The sequence below is a fragment of the Enterobacter sp. WCHEn090032 genome (genome assembly GCF_003986875.1).
Lineage (GTDB): Bacteria > Pseudomonadota > Gammaproteobacteria > Enterobacterales > Enterobacteriaceae > Enterobacter > Enterobacter sichuanensis.
The window spans coordinates 1-15,485 of record NZ_RXRN01000025.1; the positions used below are offsets into that span (position 1 = coordinate 1).

The following is a 15,485-nucleotide window of genomic DNA, read 5'->3' on the forward strand; positions in this document are numbered from 1 at the left end:
ATTTTGCTGAAGCAACGTTCATCGCTTCAGGTAAAAAATTACTGGGGATCCCTCAGCCCACAGGGAGAGGGGATAGATCGTGGCCGTAATGCCGATTTTTTCTCCATCCCGACCCGTTGTTTATTCTTATTTACATATCCCCGCGCTATGCTTAATACCAACTTATTTCATGGATTTATGATTGATGTCGGTATTAAAGAAAAACAGCGCCAGACAGCGCGACCAGGAACGCGCGCGCCTTATCTGGCTTCTCACGACCGATAAAGCGGTCACGTCTACGTTATTAGGCAAACTCACCCTGGCTGAGCAATATGATGTCGGCACGTTAGCCGACGATATTGCTGAGGTAGGGGCGCTGGTTGCGCATTTACCCCCTCCTGACCTGGCGGATACCCTGGAAGCGCTTCCCTCGGAAGAGCGTCACGCTCTGTGGCGGCTGGTACAGGACCACGAGCGCGGGCAGGTGCTGCTTGAGGCCTCGGAAAACGTCTGGGATGACCTCATTGATGAAATGAGCGACCGGGACATCCTCGACGCCCTGCAAACGCTGGATATCGACGAGCAGATTTACCTGGTCCAACACCTGCCGCGAAACCTGACCGGTCGCCTGCTGGCTTCCCTGCCTGCCGATGAACGGGCGCGGGTGCGTCAGGTGATGCATTATGAGAAAAACAGCGTCGGCGCGATTATGGAGTTCGGGGTTATCACCGTTCGTCCTGACGTCACGCTCGGTACCGTCCAGCGCTACCTGCGTCGCCTGGGCAGGATGCCGGACAACACCGATAAACTGTTTGTCACCTCGCGGGATAAAACCCTGCTCGGCGAGCTGGAGCTGAAAACCATCCTGCTTAACAGCACCCAGCGGAAGGTGAGCGAGGTGATGGAAAACGAGCCGATGGTCTTCTCCCCGGAAGACGATGCGGAAAAAGCGGCGCGTACCTTCGAACGTGACGACCTCGTGAGCGCGGCGGTTGTCGACTCCGTCGGCAAACTGATGGGGCGTCTGACCATCGATGAGATCGTTGACGTCGTTTATGAAGAAACGGATAACGACCTGCGCGCCCTTGGGGGGATCAGCGCTGAAGACGATGTCCATGCCTCCGTCGGCAAGGCGGTCAAAACCCGCTGGGCCTGGCTTGCCATAAATTTATGTACCGCGTTCATCGCCTCCCGCGTGATTGATGGCTTTGAACATACCATTTCGCAACTGGTGGCTTTAGCCTCGCTGATGCCGATTGTGGCCGGGATTGGCGGTAACACCGGCAACCAGACCATTACCATGATCGTCCGCGCGCTGGCGCTGGAGAACATTCAGCCGGGTAACTTCGCCTTTCTGATTTTCAGAGAGATGGGCGTGGCGCTGATTAACGGCCTGGTATGGGGCGGCATTATGGGCGGCATCACCTGGTGGCTGTATGACGATATGGCGTTAGGTGGGGTCATGATGCTGGCGATGGTGTTGAATCTGCTGGTGGCATCGATGATGGGAGTTATTATTCCGTTAACGATGACCAAACTGGGGCGCGACCCCGCGGTGGGGTCGAGCGTGATGATCACCGCCATCACCGATACCGGCGGTTTCTTTATTTTTCTTGGCCTGGCGACGATTTTTCTGCTTTAGGCCGACGCTTAACGCGGGCGGGAAGCAGCGCCATGACGATGATCCCGCCCAGTACGCCAATCGCCAGGTTGCCCGTTGATACCGTGGCGGCCACGGTGACCAGCATGACCACCGTTTCCGCAATCGGGGCATTTTTTACGGTTGCAGGCTGGAGGCTGTGCCAGCTGAAGGTTTTAATGGCGACAATCGCCATGATCCCGGCCAGCACGGCCATCGGGATTTTGGCCATTACGTCACTGAGCGCCGTCACCAGAACCAGCAGCACGATGCCCGCCGCAAGGGTTGAAATGCGGCTTCGTCCTTTCCCCATCTCGACGTTGACGATGGTTTGTCCGATCATCGCGCAGCCCGCAATGCCACCGTAAAAACCGGACAGAATATTCCCCACGCCCAGCCCGATGCTCTCACGGCGCTTGCTCGACGGCGTTGCGGTCAGCTCATCCACCAGCTTTGCCGTAAGCAGGGATTCCAGCAGGCCGACGAAGGCGATACTCAGCGCGCACGGCCAGATAATGCTCAGCGTCTGTAAATTCAGCGGTACCCGCAGTTCGGTAAGCCCCGGTAAACCGCCGCTTATCGCGCCTTCATCACCCACGGTCGGCAGGATTTGACCGGTGCTCACGGTATACAGCGTCAACACCACAATGGCGATCAGCGGCGAGGGGACACTTTTGATGTAGCGTGGTACCCACAGCACAATCAGCACCGTCAGCACGAACAGGCCTACAATCAGCGGGCTTCGGCTCCAGAAGTGGGGAACCTGGGCGAAGAAAATCAATATACCGAGCGCGTTAACAAACCCGGTCATGACGGCCTGCGGGATAAAGCGCATCAGCCGCGCCATGCCCGATACCCCGAACAGGATCTGAATCACGCCAGCCATCAGCACCGCTGGCAGAATGTACTGCACGCCATGCTGATGCACCATTGGGCCAATGACCAGCGCGACGGAACCGGCCGCTGCCGTGACCATCGCCGGACGACCACCCAGCACGGACAGGGCGAGACACAGCACTACAGAGGCAAAAAGGCTGACCTTTGGGTCAACGCCCGCAACCACGGAAAATGAAATCACTTCGGGGATCAGCGCCAGAGCGGTAATCACACCCGCCAGCGTTTCACGCATCAGACGTTTGGGTGAGCTGAGGACCGTGCTGACGTGGCCTTCACGGGGTAAAGCAGGTTGGGGTAAGGACATAACACTTCGCTGGTTAGGGCAGGCTTCCGTGCGCGCGATCACAAAGTGCAGGATAGTAGCCAGAAAATGCGCCTATTGCCAGCCGCCAGCGTAATCCCCCACAAACAATCCATCATTAAATTTCACAATTACAATAATTTCGTAACCTTTAAACAATATTTAAAAGTTGTTACCGTGCCCCCGCAGCTTTTTTCACCTGCAATTTCCACGCATCAAGCACTTTTACACTAAGGCATAAATTATGAAAAAAATGACTGCCATGCTCTTTTCTCTGGCCGTGGGGCTTAACACCGTCTCTATGGCGGCGAAAGCTGACGCACCAAAAGAGCAGGAAACGGACGTCCTTTTAATTGGTGGCGGTATCATGAGCGCCACGCTGGGAACCTATCTGCAGGAACTGCAGCCGGACTGGTCAATGACCATGGTCGAGCGCCTCGATGGCGTGGCGCAGGAGAGTTCGAACGGCTGGAATAACGCCGGTACCGGACATTCGGCACTCATGGAACTGAACTATACGCCACAGAAAAAGGACGGTTCCATTAGTATCGAGAAGGCGGTAGAGATCAACGAAGCATTCCAGATTTCTCGCCAGTTCTGGTCTCACCAGGTCAACAACGGCGTGCTGCACGATCCGCACTCCTTCATCAACACCGTACCGCATATGAGCTTTGTGTGGGGCGAGCAGAACGTCAACTTCCTGCGCGCGCGCTACGCTGCTCTGCAGCAGAGCACGCTGTTCCGCGGCATGAAATACTCTGAAGATCACGCGCAGATCAAAGAATGGGCTCCGCTGGTCATGGAAGGTCGTGATCCGAACCAGAAAGTGGCGGCGACCCGCACTGAGATTGGTACCGACGTCAACTACGGTGAAATCACCCGTCAGCTGGTAGCCTCTCTGAAGAAGAAAGAGAACTTCAACCTGCAGCTCAGCACCGAAGTGCGTGGCTTCAAGCGCAACGCGGACAACAGCTGGAGCGTGACCGTTGCCGATCTGAAAAATAACGAAGCTGAGCACGTCATCAAGGCGAAGTTTGTCTTTATTGGTGCGGGTGGTGCCGCGCTGAAACTGCTGCAGGAGTCCGGTATTCCGGAAGCTGACGACTATGCGGGCTTCCCGGTGGGCGGTCAGTTCCTGGTGTCCGATAATCCGGAAGTGGTGAATCGCCATCTGGCAAAAGTGTACGGCCAGGCTTCCGTAGGCGCACCTCCGATGTCCGTGCCGCACATCGACACCCGCATGCTTGACGGCAAACGCGTGGTGCTGTTTGGACCGTTCGCAACCTTCTCCACCAAGTTCCTGAAAAATGGCTCCCTGTGGGATCTGCTGAGCGCCACGACCACGTCTAACGTCAAGCCGATGATGGATGTCGGTCTGGATAACTTCGACCTGGTGAAATACCTGATTAGCCAGGTGATGCTCTCAGACGAAGAACGCTTTGAAGCGCTGAAAGAGTACTATCCGCAAGCGAAAAAAGAAGACTGGCGTTTGTGGCAGGCGGGTCAGCGCGTACAGATCATCAAACGCGATCCGAAAGAAGGTGGCGTGCTGCGTCTGGGTACCGAAGTGGTAAGCGATAAGGACGGCACCATTGCCGCGCTGCTGGGGGCGTCCCCGGGGGCATCTACTGCTGCGCCAATCATGCTGCACCTGATGGAAAAAGTGTTTAAAGATAAAGTTTCCAGCCCGGAATGGCAGGCGAAGCTGAAAACGATTATTCCATCCTACGGCACGAAGCTGAACGGTAACGTGGACGCGACGGAGCAGGAGCTGGAATACACCAGCCGCGTACTGCAACTGCAATACGTCAAACCGCAGGCTGCTGCAGATGCCGCACCAAAAGCGGAGCTGAAGGCTCAGCCGGAAAACAAACCGGTTGCGGATATCGCGCTGTAAGGTAAAAGCAAAACGGCAACATACGTTGCCGTTTTTCGTGTTTTCTCCCTCTCCCGGTGGGAGAGGGTTGCGGTGAGGGCGCCAGAGCGCACCCGACCTGGTTTTAACGTACTACCGCCTGGCCGACATTCTCTTCAGCCTTCCACACGCGGTATTTCACTTCCACGTTTTCAGGCGTATAGACCACAATCGGCAGCTTGCTGTTGTAGCGGATCAGGCTGTTATCACCCAGATACGCCGTCACAAATTTCTTCTCTTTCTTGCCATCCGGGCAGGCCATCATGGTGGAGACCGGAGAGGTCACTTTATCAAAGACGTAATAGTCATAACCCCAGCCTTCCAGCGTTTTGCTTTCAAGCTGGCCACCCAGACGGTGCTGGTTGCAATCCACTTCCAGCGTCTTGCCAATTAACAGTTCCACTTTGAAATTGGCTTCATCCTGCTGAACCGGCAGTTGAATCACCTGACGCTTCATCCCTTTCTCTGCTTTCGGATACGGGGCGACTTTTTCCAGCGGCTGTTCTTTTGGGGTTTCGCTGGCAAAAGCACTGGCGCTGGCACACGCGGCGGCGATCAGAGCGATGGCAAATTTAGGTGCGTTTTTCATTGTCATTCCTTTATGTCAAAACGAGCAGAACCAGATTAGCATAACAATTCTGAATGATTAGCTTCATTTACTTACATTTTCAATGTGAGTAGCGTAATAAACTACGATTTTGCCAGTGAATTGGTTTTTTATGCTGGAATGGAATCGGGCGGCAGATCGTGTTATTTTATTCCTTACTTAATGTTATTCATCTGTGAAGGGAAGAGAGATGGTTCGTGCAAAACTGAAAACACCTGAAGGCCGTAAATTCCTCCTGGCGCTGCTGGTGGTCTTTATGATTGCTGCCGCGTGCGTGGGGCGGGCAACCATTGTGGGTGTGATCGAACAGTACAATATCCCCCTCTCAGCCTGGACAGCCAGCATGTACGTGCTGCAATCGGCAATGATCTTCGTCTACAGCCTGGTGTTCACCGTTCTGCTGGCCATACCGCTGGGTATTTTTTTCCTGGGCGGACGCGAGAAGCACTAAGTACCGATTCACGATAACTAAGCCATCCTGCGGGGTGGCTTTTTTTATGCCTGACGATATTTTACCTGCGCTTCCAGGATATTCTGTTTTGAGCAAAATGTTCTACATACAGCAGGAGATGCGTAATGTTATCCCGGTTTGCAACGCTCAGCCGGATCCCGAAAGGCGTCTGGGTTGTCGGCGGGGTCAGTATGTTGATGGATATCTCCTCGGAGATCATTCACAGCCTGCTCCCGCTGTTTATGGTGACGACGCTCGGAGCCAGCGTGATTTTCATCGGTTTGATTGAAGGGCTGGCCGAAGCCACTGCGCTGTTTATCAAAGTGTTTTCCGGGGCAATTAGCGACTATCTGGGTAAACGTAAAGGGCTGGCGGTACTGGGATATGGTCTTGGCGCGCTAAGTAAACCGTTGTTTGCTATTGCGTCTTCGTCCGGCATGATTCTGGGGGCACGCTTAATCGACCGGGTAGGGAAGGGGATACGCGGTGCACCGCGCGATGCGCTGGTCGCTGACGTCACGCCGCCGGAACTTCGCGGTGCGGCCTTTGGTCTGCGTCAGTCGATGGACACCATCGGCGCATTTCTCGGCCCGCTGCTGGCCGTAGGCCTGATGCTGCTGTGGAATGATGATTTTCGAACTATTTTCTGGATTGCGGTTATCCCCGGGGTACTTGCCGTTGCCCTGCTTTTCTTCGGGCTGCATGAGCCGAAAACGCCTGTTGAACATAAACGCACGAATCCCATCAAAAAAGAGAACCTCAGGCGCCTGGGTAAAGGCTGCTGGTGGGTGATTGGGTTAGGCGCTGTCTTCACACTCGCCCGTTTCAGTGAGGCATTTCTGGTCCTTCGTGCCCAGCAGTCCGGGGTGCCGCTGGCGCTCATTCCGCTGGTGATGGTGGCCATGAATCTGCTCTATTTCCTCTCAGCCTATCCGTTTGGCAAGTTATCCGACGTCATGAGCCACATCCGGTTACTGCAGTGGGGACTGGTAGTGCTGATAGGGGCGGACATTGTGCTGGCGCTGAGCACCCACTGGGCGGGCATTATTTTAGGGGTTGCGCTTTGGGGCGTGCATATGGGGATGACGCAAGGATTGCTGGCGGCAATGATTGCGAAAACAGCGCCAGCGGATTTGCGCGGCACCGCTTTCGGTATTTTTAGCCTGGTCAGCGGTGTTGGGTTGTTAATCGCCAGCGTGCTAGCCGGTGTTATTTGGGAAACGTTTGGTGCGGAATATACATTTTATGCCGGAGCGGTGATTTGCCTGGTTACGCTGGTGTATCTGCGCAAAACGCCGGACGAGGCGCAATAAAAAACCAGCCATAAGAGGCTGGTTTTCAATGTATTTTTGGTCGGCACGAGAGGATTTGAACCTCCGACCCCCGACACCCCATGACGGTGCGCTACCAGGCTGCGCTACGTGCCGACGCATAGAAAGCATACTACTCGATTCCGTTTCGAATGCAAGGGAATCTGTCGCTAACTGGTTTATAATTAATCAGTTAGCGATAAAGCGCTTCTCATCCGTCAGGACCTGCAGCAGCAGACTCAACTGCGGTTTCTGGTCTTTCAACCGCTCCCCATCGAGATTATAGGTCTGATAATTGCCGTTGCTGTTCAGCACCAGCGTCAGCTTCGGTGTGGTCACCACCAGCGTGTCATTCCCGGCAGCTGTGACCCAGTTATGGCGGCGCGCGGCGCTAAAGAGATCCTGCCCCTGCGAATACTCGTTTGCAGGCGTGCTGACGTGCAGCAGACGTTGCATCAGGGTGGTCATGACATCTTTATGCTCGGTGAGCATGTTGATGCGCTGAGCCGGAGTGCCCGGCCAGTGGATCACCAGCGGAACCTGCAGGTTCGGACGTGACCAGTTCATACTCTTCGTTTCGTCACCCAGCGGGACGCCATGACCCGCGGTCACGATCACCACGGTGTTCTCCAGCTTGCCCGACTCACGCAGCGCGTCAAGTACGCGAGCTATCTGCGCATCAACATTGCCCGCCGCGCGGCTATAGCGGCGCGTAAAGTCATTTTTATTGCTGTTGGCGAGCGTGGTGCCGTTAAAGGCAACCCATGAGAACCAACGGTTATCTTCCTGAGCGTAGCGCTGCAGCCAGTTTATCCACTGGCTGGCGGTCTGCGCATCGGACTGGTCCTGCGCTGGCGGCAGTGAGAAATCTGACAGCAGCGCCTGGCGGTAGAGCGGGCTGTTAAAGCCATCTGATGAGAACAGCCCCAGTTGATAACCTTGCTGATTCAGCCCGGTGATCAGCGCCGCAGGTATGCGGCTCGACAGCACGCCATCCATATATCCGGCTGAAATACCATAGAAGAGGCCAAAGATGCCCGCATCGGTTGAGTTACCGGAACTCATATGCTGAGTAAACGTGACGTTTTGACTGGCGAATTCAGCCAGCGCAGGCATCTGCTTCTCGTAACGGGAGTAGTTCAGGCCATCGACGGTGATCAGCAGGACGTTTTGCCCGCGACCCATATCACGATAACGCAGATCGCTCAGGGGATACTGAACGCTGACGGCTTCCGGATTCCCCTGTTCGACCAGACGGCGCTGGTACTCCTGAGCATCAAGCAGACCGTGTTTTTCGAGGAAGCGGCGGGCCGTCATTGGATAGGAGAGCGGCAGGTTGGCGCGCTGCATCGTAATAGGGCGATAGAAGTTCGCATCCGCCCAGATATACATGATGTGCGAACTGATAAACGAGACGAAAAAGAGCGTGGCGACAGGCTTCGCGTAATGGCGTCGCCGGGTCAGACTGCGAAGTTTTTGCCAGCTCCAGGTGGCAAACAGCATCTCAATCAACAGGATCACCGGGACGCTGATAAACATCAGCTGCCAGTCACGGGCCGTTTCGTTCTGGTCGGGGTTAATCACCAGTTCCCAGACGATGGGGTTAAGATGCAGGTGGAAGCGGGTAAACACTTCACTGTCGATAAGCAGCAGCGTTATCCCCACCGTCGCAAGGATGGCGGACAAGAACCGCATGAGACGCTGCGACATGACGATAAACGTCAGGGGGAACAGGATCAGCAGATAGGTGGCGAAAACCAAAAAGCTAAAGTGACCGACAACGCTCATCCAGGAGTAGATCCGCCCGGTTAGCGTTGTGGGCCAGTCTGCGACAAACAGATAACGACAGCCAATCACCGTCGCCAGCAGAATGTTGAACAGGGCAAACCAGTGCCCCCAGCTGACCATCTGGGAGACTTTTTCACGGTAGCGCTGACGATTCGTCACCATAAACTGTTGTTCGTATCCCTTAATGGGCCTGGTCGTTGCTGACGGATGACTGTAAAGCCTGGGCGAAAGATTTTGCGATCGCCTGACGCTGAGCCGGAGCAACGCTGGTGTTAATAAGGTTGGTGACCATATTTCCCAAAACCATCAGGGAGAGATCGGTCGGTGTTTTATGTTTTTCCAGTACGTTGACAAGCTCACTGAGCAGTTGTTCAACGTGTTCATCACTGTAGCGGGAATGTTGTGGCATAAATCAAAATCAGTTTGTTGATGAAAGGGCAACATATTACCGTAGCAACAGCTTTTTTTCCCCTTTTTTATCTGTTGTTGCACACATGCCCTGGTGGTGGTTGAATACCGCCCGGTCTAAAAGGAGAGTTTATCATGAGTCTGGAAATCAACCAGATTGCCTTGCACCAGCTTATCAAGCGTGATGAGCAAACCCTTGAAGTGGTGCTGCGCGATTCGTTACTGGAACCCACGGCGACCGTTGTGGAGATGATGGCAGAGCTGCATCGCGTCTACAGCGCCAAAAATAAAGCCTACGGTCTGTTCAGCGATGAGAGTGAACTGGCTGACAGCCTGCGTCTGCAGCGTCAGGGCGAAGAGGATTTCCTGGCGTTTAGCCGCGCCGCAACCGGGCGTCTGCGCGACGAACTGGCGAAATATCCCTTCGCCGACGGCGGGATCGTGCTGTTCTGCCACTACCGCTACCTGGCGGTTGAGTATCTGCTGGTCACCGTGCTGAATAACTTAAGCAGCATGCGCGTGAACGAGCAGCTGGATATCAGCTCCACCCATTATCTGGACATCAACCATGCGGATATTGTGGCGCGCATTGATTTGACCGAATGGGAAACGAACCCGGAATCGACCCGCTACCTGACTTTCCTGAAAGGGCGTGTGGGCCGCAAAGTGGCGGATTTCTTCATGGACTTCCTCGGTGCCAGCGAAGGTCTTAACGCCAAAGCGCAAAACAAAGGGCTGCTCCAGGCGGTTGACGACTTCACGGCTGAAGCACAGCTTGATAAATCTGAGCGTCAGAACGTACGTCAGCAGGTTTACAGCTACTGCAACGAACAGCTGCAGGCAGGGGAAGAGATTGAGCTGGAGTCGCTGTCCAAAGAGCTGGCAGGCGTGAGTGAAGTCAGCTTCCAGGAATTCACTGCGGATAAAGGCTATGAGCTTGAAGAGAGCTTCCCGGCGGATCGCAGCACGTTGCGTCAGTTAACCAAATTTGCCGGTAGCGGCGGTGGGTTAACCATCAACTTTGACGCGATGCTGCTGGGTGAACGCATTTTCTGGGATCCGGCCACCGACACGCTGACCATCAAAGGGACGCCGCCGAACCTGCGCGATCAGCTTCAGCGCCGCACCTCTGGCGGGAAATAACAGCCATAAAAAAACCCCGCAGAAGCGGGGTTTTTTTCGACAGGTTTGCGATTACGCGCGAACGAAGTCGATGTGAGTCAGTTTTGGCTTGAACGCGTGACGCTGAACAGCCTGAACTTTCACTTTTTCTTCTTTACCGCCAACAACGATGGTCAGAACTTCGCTGTAGAATTCAGCTTTGGTCTGCAGGTTCCACAGTTTGTCGTGATCCAGTTCGATTGCAACTGGAGCAGCTTCGCCACCGTAAACGATAGCCGGGAACTTGTTAGCGGCACGCAGGCGGCGGCTCGCACCCTTACCCTGCACGTTACGTACTTCTGCTTCGATAGTAAACATTGATTTCTCTCTGTATTTAAAACCCTACTACAGGCGACCCAGCAGCAGGTGAGTGTTCTGCCTCACGGATGTGAAGCGGGCGGCATTTTATACTCAAATGCCCCGCACATCAATGAAAAGTCCCCCTAACCGCGCAATTCGTTAGCGCGACGGAAGCGACCTTCATAGTCAAAGAGTTTCTCACGCACCTGCCAGAACTGGCCTTTCTTACGGGCGACCACAAAATCCGGATGGCGCAACAGCTCCTGCTGGCGCACGATATCGGCCACGGTTATCCAGCGCAGGGGGATGCCCGGCGTGCGGGTATGCGGGCGGATAAACAGCTGTTCGAAGGCCGTGCGCTGGGCGGGCGTCTGGACCCGGAAACGCTCACTCACGTCCGCCCCGTCCTCGTCGTAATAGGTGATTTTCAGCCACTCACCTTTTTCATCGGCGCCGGGCTGCAGTGCCATGCCCGAGCAGCGCAGCACCAGGGCATCTTTCAGCTTTAGCGCCGCTTTCAGCATGTCATCCGGGTCAACCAGCACCGTGTCGCATTCCCGACAGCGGCGGGCGGCTATGTCGTTTTCGGCGTTGCACTGCGGGCAGTTTTTGAAGCGGAAACGGAAATCGCACTGCTCGCGGTGCCCCTCTTCATCTTCAAACCAGCCCTGGCAGCGGCGGCCAAAATGTTCGATCAGCGTGCCGTCAGCGGTTGTTTTGCCCCAGAAGGTGTTGGCAAACCCGCAGGCGGGGCAAAAAACCTGTACGGGGACGTTGTCGCTTTTTCCTTTGGGCGCCCCGACTTCAGGGGTATAGATATCGTGCGGGTTGCCGGCATAGTCCAGAATCAGGCAGTCGGTTTTGCCCGGCGCCAGTCGCAGGCCGCGACCCACAATCTGCTGATACAGGCTGACTGATTCGGTCGGGCGCAAAATGGCGATCAGATCGACGTGCGGCGCGTCAAAGCCGGTGGTCAACACCGACACGTTCACCAGATAGCGAAACTGCTGGGCTTTAAAGGCCTCAATCAGCCCGTCACGTTCCGGGCCGGGCGTCTCACCGGTGATGAGGGCCGCGTCGCCAGAGGGCAGTAAGCCGGTGATTTCTCGTGCGTGCTCAACGGTGGCGGCAAAGATCATCACCCCTTTGCGCGTCGCGGCGAACTCCTCAATCTGGCTGATGATGTGCGGCGTAATACGCTTTTGCTTTTTCAGCTCCTGGTTAAGATCCGCTTCGCTGAATAAGCCGTTGCTCTGCGCCTGCAGACGGCTGAAGTCGTACTGCACCACCGGCATATCCAGCCGTTCAGGCGGTGTCAGGTAGCCATGTTTAATCATGTAGCGCAGCGGAAGTTCGTAAATGCAGTCGCTAAACAGGGCCTTGTCATCCCCGCGCACCATGCCGTGATAATGGTAGCGGTAGATCCAGCCTTTACCGAGACGAAACGGGGTTGCCGTCAGGCCCAGCAGGCGTAAGTGAGGGTTCACCTCTTTGAGGTGAGTGAGGATTTGCTGATACTGGCTGTCGTCGTCATCACTGATGCGGTGACACTCGTCGACAATCAGCAGCGAAAATTCGCTGCGAAACAGGTCGAGATTGCGGGCCACTGACTGCACGCTGCCAAAGACCACTTTGCCGTGGCTCTCTTTACGCTTGAGTCCGGCGGCGAAAATGTCGGCGTCCAGTCCCAGTGCGCAATATTTGGCATGGTTCTGCGCAACGAGCTCTTTAACGTGCGCCAGAACCAGCACGCGGCCACGCGCCAGGCGCGCCAGCTCGGCGATCACCAGGCTTTTGCCTGCACCGGTCGGCAGCACAATCGCCGCCGGCTCGCGATGTTTACGGAACCAGGCGAGGGTGGCGTCAACGGCCTCCTGCTGATAGGGTCGAAGTGTAAAAGTCATGGGGTCTCGGTTTCGTTATTCCGCACATATACCCGTCATACTTCAAGTTGCCTGTGCGTTGGCTGCACTCGTTCACCCCGGTCACTTACTTATGTAAGCTCCCGGGGATTCACTCCTTTGCCGCCTTCATGCAACTCGAATTATTTAGGGTATAGATAGTATGCCACGAAACTTTTTCCCTTGAGTGGCGCAACCAGACCATTATACTGAGCCGTTCCAGACTGCATCTTTTTCGGACCTGTTGTCCGACTTCCAGCACCATTAAGGCTAAAAAGATTTCATGCGACTTGATAAGTTTATCGCTCAGCAACTCGGCGTAAGCCGCGCTATTGCCGGGCGCGAAATTCGCGCCAGCCGCGTTACCGTGGATGGCGACATTGTGAGAGACAGCGCGTTCAAACTGCAACCTGACCATCAGGTGGAGTATGACGGCAATCCGCTGACCCAGCAGCACGGCCCGCGTTATTTCATGCTCAATAAGCCAGAAGGCTATGTTTGCTCTACGGACGATCCGGATCACCCGACGGTGCTCTATTTCCTCGACGAACCGGTTGCGCATAAGCTGCATGCCGCCGGGCGACTTGATATCGACACCACGGGGCTGGTGCTGATGACTGACGACGGACAGTGGTCTCACCGCATCACCTCTCCGCGCCACCACTGCGAGAAAACCTATCTGGTGACGCTGGAGTCTCCGGTTGCGGATGGCACGGCAGAGCAATTCGCGAAAGGCGTTCAGCTGCATAATGAAAAAGATCTGACCAAACCCGCCGTGCTCGAGGTGATCACGCCGACCGAAGTCCGCCTGACCATCAGTGAAGGGCGCTATCATCAGGTAAAACGTATGTTTGCCGCGGTGGGGAACCACGTCGTGGGCCTGCATCGTGAACGGATTGGTGCGATTGAACTTGATCCCGACCTGGCGCCAGGCGAATACCGCCCGTTAACGGAAGAAGAGATCGCCAGCGTCGGTCTGCCTTCGCACTAATTTCAGGAGAACTCTGTGACCACCAGGCCACACTCGTCGTTCAAAATTGTTTTCATTCTTGGCCTGCTGGCCATGCTGATGCCGCTGTCTATCGATATGTACCTGCCTGCGCTGCCGGTCATTTCGGCGCAGTTTGGCGTCCCGGCGGGTAGTGCGCAGATGACGCTCAGCACCTATATTCTCGGCTTTGCCCTCGGCCAGCTGTTTTATGGTCCGATGGCGGACAGCCTTGGACGTAAGCCCGTCATTCTGGGCGGGACGCTGGTCTTTGCGGTTGCTGCGGTTGCCTGTGCGCTGGCGCAGACCATCGATCACCTGATTATCATGCGTTTCTTCCACGGTCTGGCGGCGGCGGCAGCAAGCGTGGTGATTAATGCGCTGATGCGCGATATCTACCCGAAAGAAGAGTTCTCCCGCATGATGTCGTTTGTGATGCTGGTGACGACGATTGCGCCGCTGGTGGCCCCGATGGCTGGTGGTGCGGTACTGGTGTGGTTTAGCTGGCATATGATTTTCTGGATCCTGGCCCTGGCCGCGCTGCTGGCCTCGGCGATGATTTTCTTCTTTATTGATGAAACGCTTCCAGTCGAGCGCCGTCAGAAATTCCATATTCGCACTACAATCGGCAACTTTGCTTCGCTGTTTCGTCACAAGCGCGTGCTGAGCTATATGCTGGCGAGCGGGTTCAGCTTCGCCGGTATGTTCTCCTTCCTGAGCGCCGGACCGTTTGTTTACATTGAACTGAACCACGTCTCACCGCAGCACTTTGGCTATTACTTTGCGCTCAATATCGTCTTCCTGTTTATCATGACCATCATCAACAGCCGTTTTGTCCGGCGGGTGGGGGCGCTGAACATGTTCCGCGCCGGTCTGTGGATCCAGTTTGTGATGGCCGTCTGGCTGGTCGTGAGCGCGTTTCTGGGCGTGGGCTTTTGGGCGCTGGTCGTTGGCGTGGCGGCCTTTGTCGGCTGCGTGGCGATGGTGTCATCGAATGCGATGGCGGTGATCCTGGATGAGTTCCCGCACATGGCAGGCACCGCGTCATCCCTGGCGGGGACGTTCCGCTTCGGTATCGGCGCGATCGTCGGGGCGTTACTGGCTATGGCCACCTTCAGTACGGCATGGCCAATGCTGTGGGCGATGGCTTTTTGCGCAACCAGCTCAATCCTTTTCTATCTTTACGCCAGTCGACCGCGAAAAGCGGCTCACTGATTTACAGAGAAGGCCCGGCAGGGCCTTTTTTGTTGATACATATCAACCAAACCCGTGTTCGTTTACCCCGTGTTTGTTTATTTTATGTAAAATCTATTTGTGTAAAAAGTCACATCATTGTATTCAAAAAGGTTGAGTTAGATCGCAGAAACGGGTACATATAGCGCCGACGCGAGCCTGGAAACGAATAAAAAGCGCTGAATAGTGCAGGCTGGCGATGATGTGTTACTATAAATGTAAATAAATTGTGAAGTGAATTTTACTTCCGGGGAACGAACGTGAATACATTACAACTCTCCATTGTCCATCGCTTGCCTCAGAGCTATCGCTGGTCGGCGGGTTTTGCAGGTTCGAAAGTTGAACCGATTCCGCAAAACGTCGCGGGCTGCGAGAATTGCCTGGTGGCGCTCAAACTGCTGAGCCCGAGCGACGAAAATGCATGGCGGGTGATGGAACGTCTGAGCCAGGCCCTGACCGATATCGAAGTGGACAGCTCCGTGCTGGAGTGCGAAGGCGAGCCGTGCCTGTTTGTGAAAAGCCAGGACGAGTTTGCAGCCACCTGCCGTCTGAAGAATTTTGGCGTTGCTATTGCTGAGCCTTTCTCTGGACAGTACCCCTTCTGAGC

At 55.2% G+C, this 15,485-nt stretch carries 15 protein-coding genes and 1 tRNA gene; 9 read left to right on the forward strand and 7 right to left on the reverse strand.

The window, feature by feature from the left end; genetic code table 11:
* Together EKN83_RS23420 and mgtE are read left to right on the forward strand one after the other, a co-directional pair.
* A partial coding sequence (locus tag EKN83_RS23420) for a hypothetical protein (RefSeq protein WP_221885393.1) occupies positions 1-264 on the forward strand: 264 nt, incomplete at its 5' end.
* On the forward strand, positions 185-1,621 hold the full coding sequence (gene mgtE / locus EKN83_RS18220; RefSeq protein ID WP_025756298.1) for a magnesium transporter: 1,437 nt from the start codon (positions 185-187) through the stop codon (positions 1,619-1,621). The genes EKN83_RS23420 and mgtE, both read left to right, overlap by 80 nt.
* Here the strand turns inward: mgtE and EKN83_RS18225 are convergent.
* A complete protein-coding gene (locus EKN83_RS18225; RefSeq protein ID WP_126801414.1) occupies positions 1,584-2,873 on the reverse strand; it encodes a SulP family inorganic anion transporter in 1,290 nt (429 codons plus the stop codon). The two genes, mgtE and EKN83_RS18225, sit on opposite strands and share 38 nt — an antisense overlap.
* A 187-nt stretch (positions 2,874-3,060) precedes the next feature.
* Between EKN83_RS18225 and mqo the strand changes: the two genes are divergently transcribed.
* Entirely contained in the window at positions 3,061-4,713 is a 1,653-nt protein-coding gene (mqo, locus tag EKN83_RS18230) for a malate dehydrogenase (quinone) (RefSeq protein ID WP_025756297.1), read from the forward strand.
* 103 nt (positions 4,714-4,816) lie between these two features.
* On the opposite strand, the gene eco is transcribed toward mqo, so the two are convergent.
* Complete coding sequence (eco, locus tag EKN83_RS18235; protein WP_025756296.1) at positions 4,817-5,320, reverse strand: serine protease inhibitor ecotin; 504 nt, start codon at positions 5,318-5,320, stop codon at positions 4,817-4,819.
* A 208-nt stretch (positions 5,321-5,528) separates the two neighbouring features.
* Here eco and EKN83_RS18240 point away from each other — a divergent pair, with 208 nt between their 5' ends.
* The gene (locus tag EKN83_RS18240; RefSeq protein ID WP_126801415.1) at positions 5,529-5,789 is read left to right on the forward strand and encodes a DUF2534 family protein; all 261 of its coding nucleotides are present in this window, start codon (positions 5,529-5,531) and stop codon (positions 5,787-5,789) included.
* A gap of 125 nt (positions 5,790-5,914) precedes the next feature.
* A complete protein-coding gene (locus EKN83_RS18245; protein WP_126801416.1) occupies positions 5,915-7,102 on the forward strand; it encodes an MFS transporter in 1,188 nt (395 codons plus the stop codon).
* A 37-nt stretch (positions 7,103-7,139) separates the two neighbouring features.
* Here the strand turns inward: EKN83_RS18245 and EKN83_RS18250 are convergent.
* The 3 genes from EKN83_RS18250 to EKN83_RS18260 form a co-directional block, all read right to left on the reverse strand.
* A tRNA-Pro gene (locus EKN83_RS18250) sits at positions 7,140-7,216 on the reverse strand.
* Positions 7,217-7,288: 72 nt separating this feature from the next.
* Positions 7,289-9,049 carry an LPS biosynthesis-modulating metalloenzyme YejM gene (gene yejM / locus EKN83_RS18255; protein WP_126801417.1) on the reverse strand — a complete coding sequence of 587 codons (1,761 nt, stop codon included), beginning with the start codon at positions 9,047-9,049 and terminating at the stop codon, positions 7,289-7,291.
* Positions 9,050-9,068: 19 nt separating this feature from the next.
* Positions 9,069-9,296, reverse strand: coding sequence for a YejL family protein (locus tag EKN83_RS18260; RefSeq protein WP_014884596.1), 228 nt, complete (start codon positions 9,294-9,296; stop codon positions 9,069-9,071).
* A gap of 134 nt (positions 9,297-9,430) precedes the next feature.
* Here EKN83_RS18260 and yejK point away from each other — a divergent pair, with 134 nt between their 5' ends.
* Positions 9,431-10,438 carry a nucleoid-associated protein YejK gene (gene yejK, locus EKN83_RS18265; protein ID WP_126801418.1) on the forward strand — a complete coding sequence of 336 codons (1,008 nt, stop codon included), beginning with the start codon at positions 9,431-9,433 and terminating at the stop codon, positions 10,436-10,438.
* Positions 10,439-10,489: 51 nt separating this feature from the next.
* Here the strand turns inward: yejK and rplY are convergent, their stop codons facing one another.
* Complete coding sequence (rplY, locus tag EKN83_RS18270) at positions 10,490-10,774, reverse strand: 50S ribosomal protein L25 (RefSeq protein ID WP_025756288.1); 285 nt, start codon at positions 10,772-10,774, stop codon at positions 10,490-10,492.
* Positions 10,775-10,899: 125 nt separating this feature from the next.
* Complete coding sequence (locus EKN83_RS18275) at positions 10,900-12,660, reverse strand: DEAD/DEAH box helicase (protein ID WP_126801419.1); 1,761 nt, start codon at positions 12,658-12,660, stop codon at positions 10,900-10,902.
* A 280-nt stretch (positions 12,661-12,940) separates the two neighbouring features.
* Here EKN83_RS18275 and rsuA point away from each other — a divergent pair, with 280 nt between their 5' ends.
* From rsuA to EKN83_RS18290, 3 genes are all read left to right on the forward strand, one after another.
* A complete protein-coding gene (rsuA, locus tag EKN83_RS18280) occupies positions 12,941-13,648 on the forward strand; it encodes a 16S rRNA pseudouridine(516) synthase RsuA (RefSeq protein ID WP_047959126.1) in 708 nt (235 codons plus the stop codon).
* 15 nt (positions 13,649-13,663) lie between these two features.
* The gene (locus EKN83_RS18285; protein ID WP_045285143.1) at positions 13,664-14,860 is read left to right on the forward strand and encodes a Bcr/CflA family multidrug efflux MFS transporter; all 1,197 of its coding nucleotides are present in this window, start codon (positions 13,664-13,666) and stop codon (positions 14,858-14,860) included.
* 278 nt (positions 14,861-15,138) lie between these two features.
* Positions 15,139-15,483: a YejG family protein gene (locus EKN83_RS18290; RefSeq protein ID WP_008500952.1), complete on the forward strand. Its 345-nt coding sequence runs from the start codon at positions 15,139-15,141 to the stop codon at positions 15,481-15,483.
* The last annotated feature ends 2 nt before the right edge of the window (positions 15,484-15,485 follow it).

What these genes read in the sequence shown, in the direction of transcription:
- mgtE (WP_025756298.1), top strand. Translation starts at nt 185, where the DNA reads ATGTCGGTATTAAAGAAAAACAGCGCCAGACAGCGCGACCAGGAACGC.
- mqo (WP_025756297.1), top strand. Translation starts at nt 3,061, where the DNA reads ATGAAAAAAATGACTGCCATGCTCTTTTCTCTGGCCGTGGGGCTTAAC.
- eco (WP_025756296.1), bottom strand. Translation starts at nt 5,320, where the DNA reads ATGAAAAACGCACCTAAATTTGCCATCGCTCTGATCGCCGCCGCGTGT.
- EKN83_RS18240 (WP_126801415.1), top strand. Translation starts at nt 5,529, where the DNA reads ATGGTTCGTGCAAAACTGAAAACACCTGAAGGCCGTAAATTCCTCCTG.
- EKN83_RS18245 (WP_126801416.1), top strand. Translation starts at nt 5,915, where the DNA reads ATGTTATCCCGGTTTGCAACGCTCAGCCGGATCCCGAAAGGCGTCTGG.
- yejM (WP_126801417.1), bottom strand. Translation starts at nt 9,049, where the DNA reads ATGGTGACGAATCGTCAGCGCTACCGTGAAAAAGTCTCCCAGATGGTC.
- EKN83_RS18260 (WP_014884596.1), bottom strand. Translation starts at nt 9,296, where the DNA reads ATGCCACAACATTCCCGCTACAGTGATGAACACGTTGAACAACTGCTC.
- yejK (WP_126801418.1), top strand. Translation starts at nt 9,431, where the DNA reads ATGAGTCTGGAAATCAACCAGATTGCCTTGCACCAGCTTATCAAGCGT.
- rplY (WP_025756288.1), bottom strand. Translation starts at nt 10,774, where the DNA reads ATGTTTACTATCGAAGCAGAAGTACGTAACGTGCAGGGTAAGGGTGCG.
- EKN83_RS18275 (WP_126801419.1), bottom strand. Translation starts at nt 12,660, where the DNA reads ATGACTTTTACACTTCGACCCTATCAGCAGGAGGCCGTTGACGCCACC.
- rsuA (WP_047959126.1), top strand. Translation starts at nt 12,941, where the DNA reads ATGCGACTTGATAAGTTTATCGCTCAGCAACTCGGCGTAAGCCGCGCT.